We start from the raw sequence: 13,878 nt of genomic DNA on the forward strand, positions 1-13,878 counted from the left end.
TGTGCCATCCTTCTTTTCAATCATGAGTCCGTCATGATGCTTCATTCAAATTCAATTTTATTTCTTAAATATACCCTCTAATGAACAACAAAGGTGGAATTATAGCGCTTTTGGTTGCCTTCCTGTCAATCAGTGCTTACTTTTTATTGCGTACCTGGAAAGCCAACGACATCAGAAAAGATGCAGAGGCTTTTGCTACCGACAAATCAGGAAAAATTGATTACGCCAAAAAACAAAGATATCTGGACTCGCTGTGGAAAAAACCAGTGTTTTTAGGTACAACAACTGAAGACCTTACCAAACAGGAATTAGGCCTTGGCCTTGACCTTCAAGGAGGTATGAGTGTAATTCTTGAGGTTTCTCCTGCCGAAATCCTTCGTTCGCTTGCAGCCAGCGCAAGAGACCCCAAAGTAGCTACTGCTATTGAAAACGCTCAGAAAAGGGCCGTTTCTACCAGCACAAACTTTGTAGACCTGTTTGCACAGGAGTACAAAAAGTTGGCACCAGACACAAAACTGGCTTCGGTTTTTTCTAATAGCTCAAATCGCGGTACACTTAGCCTTGAGTCGTCAGACAGCCAGGTTGTAAACTACATTAAAAAAGAAGTAGATGGCGCTTTTGACCGTGCCTTCAGAATTATCCAGACCCGTGTTGATAAATTCGGTGTAGCTAACCCTAACCTTCAACGTTTGTCTGGTACTAACCGCATTCAGGTAGAGTTACCGGGTGTTGATAACCCTGACCGCGTGCGCAAGTTGTTATCTGGTGCAGCTAAACTTGAATTCTGCGAAGTGTATACAATGCAGGAAATTGCCCCGGCAATTGATGGTCTTGCAGGTATTTTATTGCAGATGGATATTGAGGCAAGAAAGAAAGCTCCGGCAGCAGCTGAAACCACTACTGCCAGCACGCCAAAAGACAGCTCTAAAAACAGCCTGAGTGCCCAGTTGGCCGGTGGTGCCAAGGGTGATTCAACTAAAGGAGACTCAACTGCTTTGGCTCAACGCCAGAACAACGCTTTCAGCAACCTTTTCATACCAACAGGCTATGGTCTGGCTGTTAGAACCAAAGACATTGCCCGCGTAAAAGAAGTAATGGATCGTTCAGATGTGCGTGCTTTGTTCCCGGCAAACGCCAGCTACGTTTTTGATATCAAGCCTCGTGCGAATGGTACCAACACCAGCGAAGAAATTGTGGATATGTATTTTGTGAAAGACCTGGGCAAGGCGCCTTTGGAAGGTGACGTAGTAACCAACGCCAGCCAGGATTACGATGAACGCGGAAAACCTGCCGTTGAAATGCAGATGAATGCAGAAGGCGCCAGAAAATGGAAAGCCTTAACAGGTGCAAACATTGGCCGCCCGATAGCTATTATTCTTGATAACTATGTGTATTCTGCGCCAAACGTAAACGGCGAAATTGGCGGAGGACGCTCAAGCATTGCCGGTAACTTTACTGTAGAAGAAGCACAAGACTTAGCCAATGTGTTGAAAGCCGGTAAATTGCCAGCACCAACCAATATCATCTCTGAAGACATCGTAGGTGCTACGGTAGGTTCAGAAGCTGCTCAGGCGGGTATTATCTCTTCATTAGTTGGTTTGTTGATAGTTTTGGGCTTTGTGTTAATTTACTACAACAAAGCCGGTGTCATTGCCGATATTGCCCTTATTGTAAACTTGTTCCTGCTGCTAGGTGTAATGGCCTCTTTTGGCGCTACACTTACCTTGCCGGGTATTGCCGGTATGGTATTGTCAGTAGGGGTGTCTGTCGATGCTAACGTACTTATCTACGAGCGTATCAAAGAAGAGTTGGCGCTGGGTAAAACCTTTAAAGATGCCGTAAGAGATGGTTTCAAAAATGCAATGTCGTCAATCATTGACTCCAACGTAACCACGCTAATTACAGGGGTTGTACTTTTTGTTTTTGGTTCCGGCCTTATTCTTGGTTTTGCTACTACGTTGTTGATTGGTATCTTCACGTCATTGTTCTCAGCTATTTTTGTTTCAAGATTATTCTTTGAATACTACATTAGTAAAGGTAAATCGGTTTCGTTTGTTACTAAGTGGTCAGAGAAACTATTTAAAGATTCGAAATTCGATTTTGTATCCAAACGCAAGTTGTATTACACTATTTCAAGTGCCATTATTATTGCAGGTATTATTTCAATTGCAATCAAAGGATTTGGTCTTGGTGTAGACTTCCTGGGTGGTCGTACTTACATTGCCAAGTTCAGCCAGACTGTTAATACCGAGGATATTGAGAAAGCGCTGAAACCTACATTTGAGGGCCAGGCCATTGAGGTTAAAACTTTCGGAGGTTTCGATCAGGTGAAAATCACCACCCCTTACAAAATTGAAAACACCAATACAGAAGTTGAAAAAGATATTCAAGCCAGTGTAAATAAAGCTTTGGCTAATTTAAACGGCAACTCAGGAAAAGTAGTGAGCTCTTCAAAAGTAGGGCCAACCATTGCTAATGATGCCATCTGGGGTGCAATAAAAGCCGTTTTAATTTCAATCATATTGGTATTCGCCTATATTTATATCCGGTTCCGTAAGCTTGCTTTTGGTTACGGCTCATTGGTGGCATTGTTGCACGACGTCCTTATTATCCTTGGGGTATTCTCTATTCTTCGTGGTTTCTTGCCATTCTCGCTTGATGTTGACCAGGCTTTTGTAGGTGCTGTGCTAACCATTATGGGTTACTCAATGAACGACACCGTGGTTGTATTTGACCGTGTGCGTGAGTACTTATCCGAAAAACGCGATGTGAAAGAAGATATTCCTACCGTTATCAACAACGCCTTGAACAGTACCTTGAGTAGAACAGCCGTAACGGGGTTCTCTACCTTGCTTGTACTATTGGTATTATTGATTTTTGGTGGTGAAACCATCCGTGGCTTCGTATTCGCTATGTTTATTGGGGTAATTGTAGGTACTTACTCTTCGTTGTTTGTTGCAACGCCTATCGTTGTTGACGGTATGCAACGCGACATGCGCAAGGAAGCTGAGAAACTGGCCGCAGCAACACCTGTAGCCGCAGAAAGCAAAAAATCTAAAAAAGCATAATTGCCTTTTTAAAATAAAAACAAACGCCCTGACTTAACACAAGCCAGGGCGTTTTGCTTTCAAATGTTAGATATGGTGTCAGGCTTTTTGCTCTGCAACTTCAATTAACTGGTTAATATGAGTTATAATGCGCGTATGGGTGCCGGTTTCTATACCTTGCCCGATAACCTGATAGCCGGTGAGCAGAATCTGAGTGTCCGGAAATTTATTTTCCAGGCGCGTTACATAAGCCTGCGCGTCTTTTTGAGATGGCGTAGTGGTAATTGCAGAGAAAATATAGTCGGGTTTCTGAGACTCACAAACATATACGAGTTCATCAAACGGAAGGGTTTGCCCCAGATAGATAACTTTATGGTTACGGGCTCGGAGTACAAAATTGGCAAAAAGCAAAGAAAGTTCGTGCAGCTCGCCTTCCGGTAAAAACAACACAAATTTTTTCGACTCTTCAGTAAAAGAAGGGCTTTTGCTATCTATGGCCACAATAAGTTTCTGGCGTATTAGGTTAGATATGAAATGCTCTTGTGCCGGGCCTATAGAACCTGTTACCCATAAAATACCAATTCGGCTCAGGAAAGGGTAAATGATGTTTATCATCATATCCTCAAAACCAAACCTATTGTTATTGATATGCATTATTCGTTCAAACTGGGCTTCGTCCAGGTCAATCATGGCAATGGTAAGCGCATGTATTTGCTCCGGATAGCTGTTTTTTTTCTCAGAAATTTCAATAACCTCTTTTGACAGCTGATCGGCTGAGAACTTTGCAATTTCAGAAATCTTGTACTCGTGGTCTTTCAGGAGCGCGATATTCAGTACCAATTTCAGATCTTCATCATCATAAATTCTGATATTAGTATCGCTACGTTTAGGGGTTATAATATTATAACGTTGCTCCCAGATTCTTAGGGTATGAGCTTTTATTCCGGATAAATGCTCTAAATCTCGTATGGAGTAGTTACTCATTATGTTATAAATTTTCTTAACTTAGGTTAATGTGTGTTCGGGTAATATCCCTTTCAGATGAGCCATAAATCAGTACATCTGATGTCAGTATGCGTTTTCGGGTAAAGATATAACACCAAAACAAAAAAGTTGTTTAAAAAAAATCAGAATAGAATAATATCTGAAAGCGCAAGTTAAGGATAATGAATAAAATTAAGTAGTTTTGCAGGCTGTAACTTAAAGTAAGCAGTCTTTACCAGCGATAAATAATTTCAAACACAAATATGACTACCGAACAATTGAAGGAGTTAAAAGCCAGAGTAGCGGCTTTAAGGGGGTATCTTTGACTACGATAGCAAGAAAGAACAACTAGATGACCTCGAGAACCAGACCGCCCAGCCGGAGTTCTGGTTAGATGCCGAAAAGGCCGAAAACGTTATGAAACAGGTACGCGCCCTAAAAGGCTGGACAGGCGGCTATGAAAAGGCTGAAAGCGCTCTGGGTGACCTGGAAACCCTGTTTGAGTTCTACACTATGGGCGAAGCCACAGAAGAAGAAGTAGACGAAGAGGGCAAGAAATTTAATGAAATACTGGAAGAATTAGAGCTCAAAAAAATGCTCTCTAATGAAGAAGACCAGTTTAGCGCTGTATTGGAGATAAATGCAGGTGCCGGTGGAACAGAAAGCCAGGACTGGACCAGCATGCTGATGCGGATGTATATGATGTGGGCCAACAAAAAAGGCTACAAAGTATCGGAGCTCGACTATCAGGATGGTGATACGGCTGGGGTTAAATCAGTTTCATTGCAGATTGAAGGTCCTATGGCTTATGGATTCCTGAAATCAGAAAACGGGGTGCATCGGCTTGTCCGGGTTTCACCTTTCGATTCCAACGCGCGCCGTCATACGTCATTTGCATCGGTTTATGCCTATCCTTTAGTGGATGACTCAATAAATATTGAGATAAAAGATGCAGATATTGAAATCCAGACTTCTCGCTCGGGTGGTGCCGGAGGGCAGAACGTAAACAAGGTTGAAACAAAGGTACAGCTTACCCATAAACCAACCGGTATTGTGATAACCTGCCAGATAGAACGTAGCCAGCATGCCAACCGCGAACATGCGATGCAGATGTTGAAGTCTAAGTTGTATCAGTTAGAGGTTGAAAAACGTAATGCTGCCAAAGCAGAAACTGAAGCCGGAAAAATGAAGATAGAGTGGGGGTCGCAGATAAGAAGTTATGTGCTGGATGACCGCCGGGTGAAAGACCATCGGACAAATATTCAGACGTCTAACACTGAAGCTGTTTTAAATGGCGAGATAGACGAGTTTATCAAAGGGTTTTTAATGGCCAGTTAGACCATTTTTATTTGTTTAAATATTGAAATGCCCCGCAGGAAACTATCTTGCGGGGCATTCTTTTTATTTTTTATTCTCTTTCGCTTCAAATGTATGCGTTGAGTAATACTCTGCATCTTTTTTTCCTTTGGTTAAAGAGTAAATCAGAATACCTATACCCAGCAGCACCGCCGGAATACTCAGAATCTGCCCCATGTTATAGGTCATTTTGTCTTCAAATGCCTCCTGGTTTTCTTTCAGGAATTCGTAAAGGAAACGCAATGTAAATACCCATATCAGAAATATGCCCAGCAGCAATCCATGTGGTGTTTTTTCTTTAAAACGGTTCCATAAATAAAACAACAAGCCACACAGAACAAGGCATGAAAGTGCTTCATACAACTGTGCAGGATGGCGGGCAAATGCCTCGGGAGTCATTTTTAATGAACCGTCAGGATTCAGACTAAAAGTATTGAACCGAAAAGCCCAGGGTACATTACTTGGTTTACCCACTATCTCGTGGTTCATCAGGTTTCCCAGCCGTATAAAAGCGCCCCCCAAAGCCACAGTAATAACAATGCGGTCTGTTATCCACAGAAAAGGCTGGTCTTTGTGCTTGCGGCCATAAATAAACAGCGCTGTAAGAATACCAATAGTGGCGCCGTGGCTGGCCAGACCTGTGTACGGTGGCACAATCATATCAATCAGAAACTTACCGGGGTCTTGTTTGAAACTTTCAAATTCATAAAAGAAATAATGCCCGAAACGTGCACCTATTACAGTAGCAATTATCATTACAAATAAGAGAGAATCCAGGTCTTTTTCCGGTTTTCTTTCCTTTTTGAAGATATGGGCCATTATCTGGTAGCCTATCAGAAAGCCAGATGCAAAAAAGAGCCCATACCAGCGTAATTCAAAACTACCGAGTTTAACAATAATCGGATTTACATTCCAGGGTATTTCTAAAAATAGCATAATGTAGATTTTAGATTTTTGCCAAAATTATAAGTTTTATCTGATACATAGATGTAAAAGTTTTCAATTGAAGCCGAAAGAACATTTAAAATATCTTAAATTTGCGCCAGAAACTTCTACAAACTATCTGTTGTTATACTTCATACCCGCCAGGCAGGGTATTTTCTGTACTAGCAATACATTAACTGTTACATTATTCTTTGGCAAGTAGCTTACCCGCGGGTAAGCTGGAATTGCATTAAATTTTTTTACTTGTTTATGAAAATTAATATCGGAATCATCGGAGGAGCAGGATATACAGGGGGAGAACTACTGAGAATATTGCTAAACCACCCAAACGCCAGCATTGCATTTGTTAACTCTAAAAGCCAGGCAGGTAAACCGGTATATGCTACCCACGGAGACCTTTTGGGCGAAACTGATTTAACATTTGCCGATGAGCAGGATTTCAGCAAAGCTGATGTATTGTTCCTTTGTTCGGGGCATAACGAATCAAAGAAGTTTCTGGCTGAACATACCATTCCGGAAAACATTAAAATTGTTGACCTCAGTACCGACTTCCGTGATGAAAGCAATGGCTTTACCTATGGGCTGCCCGAGCTGCAAAGAGACAAGATAAAAACAGCCGCCAAAATTGCTAATCCGGGGTGCTTTGCCACCAGTATCGAGCTGGCTTTACTGCCTTTGGCAAAAGCCGGGATTTTAAAAGAAGATATACACGTAAGCGCCATAACAGGCAGCACTGGTGCGGGGCAATCGCTCTCTGCCACTACTCATTTTAGCTGGAGAAACAACAATATTTCTATTTATAAAGCTTTTACTCACCAGCACCTGAAAGAAATCAACCAGAGCATCAGGTCTTTGCAGTCAGACTTTGGCAAGGCCGTTAACTTTATACCTTACCGTGGTAATTTTACCAGAGGCATTATGGCCAATGTGTATACCAAATTTGATGGCACCCTAGAAGAAGCGCAGGCGCTCTATAAAAATTATTACAAAGACCACCCCTTTACCCATATAAGCGAAGAGTCTGAAATAGACCTGAAGCAAGTGGTAAATACCAATAAATGCATTTTGCATCTGGAGAAGCACGGAGATAATCTGCTTATAAGCAGCGTTATAGATAACCTTACCAAAGGGGCGTCAGGGCAGGCAGTTCAGAATATGAATCTGATTTTCGGATTAGAAGAAACAGCGGGCTTAAAGTTGAAACCTGCTGGATTTTGATTGAACCATTGTACATTCACTCAATGAATTGGGCGACTATCTAAACAAAGGTTAGTTTTTGCAGGTACATACCGACGTAAGTCGGTATCAAAAATTAAAACTAACCTTTGTTTCTGTAGCCGGTGAATTCATCCACCGTAAGTAAAAAATCAGAGATTAAAATATCTTCATCCATTTACCCTGTTCTTTCATTACCATTTCTATAATTTCTCTTACCGCACCTTTGCCGCCGTCTTTGGTTGAGCGGTAATTGGCAACTTCAACAATTTCAGCTACGGCATCGGCCGGGCATACAGAAAGCACTTTTCTGTGTTTCATAATCTCCCAGTCAGGTAAATCATCGCCCATATATATGGTTTCTTCGGCTTTCAGGTTGTTATCAATCAGATATTGGTCAAAAACCGAGAGCTTCTGGTCGGTGCGAACACCCAGATAAATATCTTTTATTCCTAAAGGAGAAAGCCTTTCTCTTACGCTCTCTTCTTTTCCGCCCGATATAATGGCAATAGAATACCCGGACCTCACCGCTTTGCCCATTGCATAACCGTCTTTTACATTAAAAGTGCGGGCCAGTTCGCCGCCTCTTAATGCCAGTACAGTTGAGTCGGTCAGTACGCCGTCAATATCAAAAATGAAAGTAGTAATTTTACGAAGCTTGGATTTTAATTTCAGGTTCATGAAAACTAGAGTGGTTTAAACCACAATATTCGCTTAAATTCGGCTAATTATGGTCGGGCTTGCCAAAATAAATTATCATTATAGGCTTAAATACTAATGCTTGGATACAAAAAAGCGGAGGCTTCTGTTGAAACCCCCGCCTGATACCATTCAGATATTGCGTATTAATAACGATACATTTCTGATTTGAAAGGCCCTTCAACTGCCACACCAATGTAGGCTGCCTGGTCTATATTAAGGGTGTCAAGTTTAGCGCCAACATGAGCCAGGTGGAAAGCAGCTACTTTCTCATCCAGTTGCTTAGGTAGCACATACACTTTTTTCTCATACTTATCGCTGTTGTTCCAAAGCTCAATCTGAGCCAGTGTCTGGTTAGAGAACGAGCACGACATCACGAATGATGGGTGACCCATAGCACAACCCAGGTTTACCAGGCGGCCTTCAGCCAGAATAATGATGTCTTTGCCATCAATTTCGTACATATCTACCTGTGGTTTGATAGTAGATTTGGTGTGGCCATAGTTTTTGTTCAACCAAGCCATATCAATTTCGTTATCGAAGTGGCCAATATTACAAACCACGGCTTTATCACGCATGGCCTTGAAGTGGCGGTCGCGAATAATATCAATGTTTCCGGTAGCTGTTACAAAGATGTTGGCACGGGTAGCGGCCTCGTCCATCGTAACTACTTCGTAGCCGTCCATAGCTGCCTGTAATGCACAAATCGGGTCAATTTCAGTAACCAACACTCTACAACCTGCACCACGAAGTGAATCGGCCGAACCTTTACCTACATCACCATATCCGGCTACAACAGCCACTTTACCGGCCAACATTAAGTCGGTAGCACGACGGATAGCATCTACCAACGACTCACGACAACCGTATTTGTTATCAAATTTAGACTTCGTTACCGAGTCGTTTACGTTAATGGCAGGAAGGTGCAAAGTACCGTTTCTCTGACGCTCATATAAACGGTGAACGCCAGTAGTTGTTTCTTCTGAAAGGCCTTTAATATCACCAATCAACTCAGGATATTTGTCAAAAACCATGTTGGTTAAATCTCCACCATCGTCAAGAATCATGTTTAGTGGTTTTTGTTCTTCACCAAAAAACAAAGTTTGTTCAATACACCAGTCAAACTCTTCGGCCGTCTGGCCTTTCCAGGCATAAACCTGAATACCTGCCGCAGCAATGGCAGCAGCGGCGTGGTCTTGGGTTGAGAAGATATTACATGACGACCACGTTACTTCAGCGCCTAGTTCAACCAAAGTTTCAATCAGAACGGCTGTCTGTATGGTCATGTGTAAACAACCTGCTACACGCGCTCCTGCCAATGGTTTTGACGGGCCGTATTCTTTACGGATGGCCATCAAACCCGGCATTTCGGCTTCGGCTAATTTAATTTCTTTACGACCCCAATCGGCCAGTGAAATATCTTTTACCTTGTAAGGAATGTAATTTTTTGCTGCTGACATATCTTTTAAGTTAAATTATCCTTAATAAAAAGTTAATCTGGTTTCTTTTTCTAAAATTTATGCAAAATTAGGATAATTTATTTTCTGAATAAATATTATTTGGATAATTTTATTTTTTGCACCTACGGGGCTCAAATGTTTATAACGGGTTAATATATAACCTGTATCAAGTGCGCTTGCCCGGCTACTTTTTAATTGGTATGCTATTTAGGTTGTTTTAAGACGCAATGTGATTATAATATTGATTAACAGGAGTTTAGAGTCCAAAAGTTTTTGCTACATTTGGTTAATCTGTTTCATCCGTTTCTTCTCACCTATGAAAAAAATAATTGCTGTCTTCTTTGCCTGCTGGCAAATGTGTGCCTATGCCCAGACGCCTAATGAAAACTATCCTGACGACCCCGCTTCTATCGAACAGGCAGGCGTACCTAAAGGAGAAGTGCTGAAGTTTGAATTTCAGGACTCGAAGATTTTCCCCGGTACCTGGCGCGAATACTGGGTCTATATTCCGGCACAATACAATCCCGATAAACCTGCCTGTGTGTATATCAATCAGGACGGTGTTCAATGGAAGGCCCCGACGGTTTTCGATAACCTGATTTACAAAAAAGAAATGCCTGTTACCATCGGTGTCTTTGTGATGCACGGCAGGGTAAAAGCAGCCAATGCAGAAACGGCGCTTGACCGCTTCAACCGTAGCTATGAATATGACGGCCTGGGCGATGCCTACGCCAGGTTTTTGTTGGAAGAACTTTTGCCGGAAGTAGAGAAGAAAAAAGCGAGTGACGGACGACCTATCCGTTTATCAAAGAGCGCGAACGACCGTGCCATTGGTGGTGCGAGCAGCGGAGCAGTTTGTGCCTTTACGGCAGCATGGGAGCGGCCTGATGCTTTCTCAAGGGTCTTTAGTGCTATTGGCACTTATGTGGGTTTAAGGGGAGCGCATGAATACTCAACACTCATCCGTAAATATGAACCCAAGCCAATCAGGGTCTATTTGCAGGATGGCACCAACGATTTGAACATTTATGCCGGAGACTGGTGGAAAGCCAATGAAACCATGGAAAGAGCGTTGACCTTTGCAGGCTATGAAGTAAATCATATATGGGGAGAAGGCGGGCATAATGGCAAACACGGCACTGCTGTTTTCCCTGAGGCCATGCGCTGGTTATGGAAAGACTACCCGAAGCCTGTAGCCGCCGGTAAATCTAAAAACCAGTTTTTAAGTGAAATACTAATTGATAATGAAGGATGGGAACTGGTAGGAGAGGGATACACCTTTACAGAAGGTACGGCAGCCAATGCCAAAGGAGAAGTGTTCTTTCAGGATATCCCCAATTCAAAAACCTATAAGGTAGATTTGGCAGGCAAACTGAATATACTGGATACTGATGCGAAGAAATCGAGCGGTACTTGCTTCGGGCCAGATGGGAAGCGGTATGTAGTAGCCGGTGGCACCAAACAGATTCTTAATTATGACCAGACAGGTAAAGAAACCGTTATAGCAGACAACCAGACAGGCAACGATATTGTGGTTGCTAAAAACGGTAACGTTTATATCACTGCGCCTAATGGGGTAAGCAATCCAAGTAAGTTATACCTGATAAGACCCAACGGAGAAAAAGTTGAGGTTGATGAGGGATTAAAATTTGCCAATGGTCTGACACTCTCGCCCGACCAGACACAATTATACGTAACCGAATCGGCCTCGCATTGGGTGTGGGTGTATCAGATTCAACCTGACGGAAGGCTGGCACATAAACAAAAGTTCGGATGGCTGCATGTGAGAGATGTAGACGAAAACGCGTGGTCTGACGGACTTAAATGTGACCGCGACGGAAGAATTTATGTAACTACGCTGAGCGGCATACAGGTACTTGACCAGACTGGCCGTGTTAATGCTATTCTACCGGTACCCAAAACCAAGGGGCAGGTATCTAATCTATGCTTTGGAGGCTCAGATTTTGATGTGATGTACATTACCTGTGTAGATAAGGTGTATCGCCGGAAAGTGAAAGTAAAAGGTGCCAACACTTTTGATACGCCACATAAACCGGCTGCGCCTAAGTTATAAATTTGAACGGTTATTAGCGTTTAAGTAGATATCAATCAGTAGCATCTCTATCAATTATGGATTCTAATCAACCCGCAATTTATAGAGGTGCTTTAAGTTTCCTTTATTGTTAACTACTTCATAGATTAATTTATTAAAGAGAATTAAACGAGAAGTAGAACAAAAAATGCCGTAGAATAAATTTGTACCCGTAATGAGAATTGCTTATTTGTAAATTGTTTAACTTTACTATATTGAAAATAAGAGTCTGTGAATAAAGAAAGCTTTCAATCCATATCAGGTTTTTGTTTCTGCAATTTCTATTTGCTAACTATTAGAAGTGTTTAAAGCTGTTCTTCAATAGCAAAGATAAGTTTAAGTCTTTTTTAAGAAGTTTTCCAGAAAATCGTTAATGATTTTCTGGTTAATATTTTAAAAGCATTGTTTAATCATTTTTATTAATTACAAATAAAAAGGCCATGAAAAAAACCATTCTGTTAGTATCAGGAATGTGTATGTTATCATTTGCATGTAGCAAAAATCAACCATTACTTGATGAAAAACTCTATGCTGAGTTGTGTATAAGCCCGGACAAATATCAATTACCTGTAAAGCAACTAGAGTATAAGAATAAGAACGCAGTGATAAAATATGGTACAGGGGTTTCGAATGCATATTTCTGGTATATTCAAATTGAAGGAAATGAAAAACAACTCTTTTCTCCTTGTGCATTCCCGGAAGCGTTCAAATATGATGGAATGAAGGTAATAATTTCAGCTACTTCGTATAGCCTTAACTGTAAATCAGGAATACCTTGTGGAGCAGGGGCTAATACGCCCATTGTAATAGCGGAAATTAAGCAAAGAGAATAGGTAAGCATTTGTGAGTAATTATAAGTTTGAAGTGTTTTATTCAGAGGGACGAAATAATCCAATGCCCTCATAAGAGTTCTATTGTTATATAGTCTAGTTTTCAAATCTTATTTTTCCATATTAAGTCAACTTAATCTTCTTCCCATTCCCCGCAGCCTCATAAATAGCCGATAGTATCCGGGCATCTTTCAGCCCTTCTTCGCCTGATATATGGGGAGGGAATTGCTTGGTTTCCAGAAATTCCTTACAGATGGCTTCCAGCATATTGGCCTGATGATGCACAACGGGTAAGTGCAAATCGCCCTGGCTGGTGCGCCCTTTAATTGGCCCATAGCTGTAAGCCGGGCTCAGGTGCATAAAGCCTTTATCGGCCGTAATAAACAATTGCTCAATATTGGTTTTGTAAGATGTAAAACCGTTTACGGTTACGGCATCCGGAAAATCAAACTGCCACGATACAGACTCCTCTACATCTTTAAATCTTTCCTGGTCAGTAATCGGGCCAAACTGTGCCGTAACAGCCAAAGGCTCTTTACCTGTTACATAACGTGCTGCCTGCACGCAGTAAATGCCAACATCCATCAAAGGGCCGCCACCAGCCATGGCTTTTTTCAATCGCCATTGAGTCGGGTCGCCGATTCTGAAGCCAAAGTTTGACTGTATAAACCGCAAGTCTCCGAAAACCTTTTCCTGGCTCATCCTGATAACTTCTTTTGTAAAAGGTTCAAAGTGCATACGGTAGCCAACGCCCAGTTGTACGCCCGCATCTTTGCAGGCTTTTATCATTTCCTGGCACTCTTCTACAGTATTGGCCATTGGTTTTTCGCACATAACGTGCTTGCCTGCTTTAGCTGCCCGAATCACAAACTCAGGGTGCATAGAATTAGGCAGCACCACATACACAATGTCAATGTCTTTATTATCTGCAATCTGGTCGAAATTCTGGTAGTTATACACATTCTTTTTCGGAATGTTATATTTCTTCATCCATTCTTCGGCTTTAGCGGGTGTACCGGTTACTATACCGGCCAGATAACAATTTGTGGTTTTTTCTAAACCAACCGCCAGTTGATTTTTGGCATAGCTGCCTAGCCCTACCAGGGCAATACCCAGTTTCCTGCCTTCATACTTTGGTTTAGACTCCGGAATACTCACAATGGAGGGGATGGCGAAGGCTGCCGCTGTGGTGCCAATACCCACACCCAGATTCTGGATAAACGAACGACGAGAAAGATTTTCAGCCATGT

The 13,878-nt window shown here is 42.0% G+C and carries 10 protein-coding genes; 5 read left to right on the forward strand and 5 right to left on the reverse strand.

All coding sequences use genetic code 11. The annotated features are described in order from the left end of the window. The first annotated feature begins 80 nt into the window (after nt 1–80). The gene (secDF, locus tag NZ848_RS07615) at nt 81–3,068 is read left to right on the forward strand and encodes a protein translocase subunit SecDF (RefSeq protein ID WP_259014998.1); all 2,988 of its coding nucleotides are present in this window, start codon (nt 81–83) and stop codon (nt 3,066–3,068) included. A gap of 78 nt (nt 3,069–3,146) precedes the next feature. Here secDF and NZ848_RS07620 read toward each other — a convergent pair whose 3' ends face one another. Continuing rightward, complete coding sequence (locus tag NZ848_RS07620; RefSeq protein WP_259014999.1) at nt 3,147–4,031, reverse strand: MerR family transcriptional regulator; 885 nt, start codon at nt 4,029–4,031, stop codon at nt 3,147–3,149. Between the two features lie 263 nt (nt 4,032–4,294). Between NZ848_RS07620 and prfB the strand changes: the two genes are divergently transcribed. Next, nucleotides 4,295–5,369 (forward strand): peptide chain release factor 2 gene (prfB, locus tag NZ848_RS07625; protein ID WP_101724834.1). Its coding sequence is split into 2 segments (ribosomal slippage): nt 4,295–4,354 and nt 4,356–5,369, totalling 1,074 coding nucleotides; the frame shifts between segments, so codons are not numbered across the junction. 63 nt (nt 5,370–5,432) lie between these two features. On the opposite strand, the gene lgt is transcribed toward prfB, so the two are convergent. After that, nucleotides 5,433–6,323 (reverse strand): prolipoprotein diacylglyceryl transferase, encoded by an 891-nt coding sequence (lgt, locus tag NZ848_RS07630; protein ID WP_253531656.1) that lies wholly within the window; start codon nt 6,321–6,323, stop codon nt 5,433–5,435. A 258-nt stretch (nt 6,324–6,581) separates the two neighbouring features. Between lgt and argC the strand changes: the two genes are divergently transcribed. Then, a complete protein-coding gene (gene argC / locus NZ848_RS07635) occupies nt 6,582–7,550 on the forward strand; it encodes an N-acetyl-gamma-glutamyl-phosphate reductase (protein ID WP_259015001.1) in 969 nt (322 codons plus the stop codon). Nucleotides 7,551–7,706: 156 nt separating this feature from the next. Here the strand turns inward: argC and NZ848_RS07640 are convergent, their stop codons facing one another. Both NZ848_RS07640 and ahcY read right to left on the reverse strand, forming a co-directional pair. Then, the gene (locus NZ848_RS07640) at nt 7,707–8,228 is read right to left on the reverse strand and encodes a KdsC family phosphatase (protein WP_259015002.1); all 522 of its coding nucleotides are present in this window, start codon (nt 8,226–8,228) and stop codon (nt 7,707–7,709) included. A gap of 164 nt (nt 8,229–8,392) precedes the next feature. Further along, the gene (gene ahcY / locus NZ848_RS07645) at nt 8,393–9,706 is read right to left on the reverse strand and encodes an adenosylhomocysteinase (protein ID WP_253531644.1); all 1,314 of its coding nucleotides are present in this window, start codon (nt 9,704–9,706) and stop codon (nt 8,393–8,395) included. 316 nt (nt 9,707–10,022) lie between these two features. Here ahcY and NZ848_RS07650 point away from each other — a divergent pair, with 316 nt between their 5' ends. Both NZ848_RS07650 and NZ848_RS07655 read left to right on the forward strand, forming a co-directional pair. After that, a complete protein-coding gene (locus tag NZ848_RS07650) occupies nt 10,023–11,780 on the forward strand; it encodes an SMP-30/gluconolactonase/LRE family protein (RefSeq protein WP_259015003.1) in 1,758 nt (585 codons plus the stop codon). A 458-nt stretch (nt 11,781–12,238) separates the two neighbouring features. Beyond that, nucleotides 12,239–12,631, forward strand: coding sequence for a hypothetical protein (locus tag NZ848_RS07655; RefSeq protein WP_259015004.1), 393 nt, complete (start codon nt 12,239–12,241; stop codon nt 12,629–12,631). 120 nt (nt 12,632–12,751) lie between these two features. Here the strand turns inward: NZ848_RS07655 and NZ848_RS07660 are convergent, their stop codons facing one another. After that, the gene (locus NZ848_RS07660; RefSeq protein ID WP_259015005.1) at nt 12,752–13,876 is read right to left on the reverse strand and encodes a Gfo/Idh/MocA family protein; all 1,125 of its coding nucleotides are present in this window, start codon (nt 13,874–13,876) and stop codon (nt 12,752–12,754) included. Nucleotides 13,877–13,878 lie beyond the last annotated feature (2 nt).

This window comes from Emticicia fluvialis, assembly GCF_024793945.1.
In the GTDB taxonomy this organism is placed as follows: domain Bacteria; phylum Bacteroidota; class Bacteroidia; order Cytophagales; family Spirosomataceae; genus Emticicia; species Emticicia fluvialis.

Bases quoted from the DNA above. Each gene is read 5' to 3' on its own strand.
- NZ848_RS07620 (WP_259014999.1), bottom strand. From the start codon at position 4,031: ATGAGTAACTACTCCATACGAGATTTAGAGCATTTATCCGGAATAAAA.
- NZ848_RS07640 (WP_259015002.1), bottom strand. From the start codon at position 8,228: ATGAACCTGAAATTAAAATCCAAGCTTCGTAAAATTACTACTTTCATT.
- secDF (WP_259014998.1), top strand. From the start codon at position 81: ATGAACAACAAAGGTGGAATTATAGCGCTTTTGGTTGCCTTCCTGTCA.
- NZ848_RS07660 (WP_259015005.1), bottom strand. From the start codon at position 13,876: ATGGCTGAAAATCTTTCTCGTCGTTCGTTTATCCAGAATCTGGGTGTG.
- ahcY (WP_253531644.1), bottom strand. From the start codon at position 9,706: ATGTCAGCAGCAAAAAATTACATTCCTTACAAGGTAAAAGATATTTCA.
- argC (WP_259015001.1), top strand. From the start codon at position 6,582: ATGAAAATTAATATCGGAATCATCGGAGGAGCAGGATATACAGGGGGA.
- NZ848_RS07650 (WP_259015003.1), top strand. From the start codon at position 10,023: ATGAAAAAAATAATTGCTGTCTTCTTTGCCTGCTGGCAAATGTGTGCC.
- NZ848_RS07655 (WP_259015004.1), top strand. From the start codon at position 12,239: ATGAAAAAAACCATTCTGTTAGTATCAGGAATGTGTATGTTATCATTT.
- lgt (WP_253531656.1), bottom strand. From the start codon at position 6,323: ATGCTATTTTTAGAAATACCCTGGAATGTAAATCCGATTATTGTTAAA.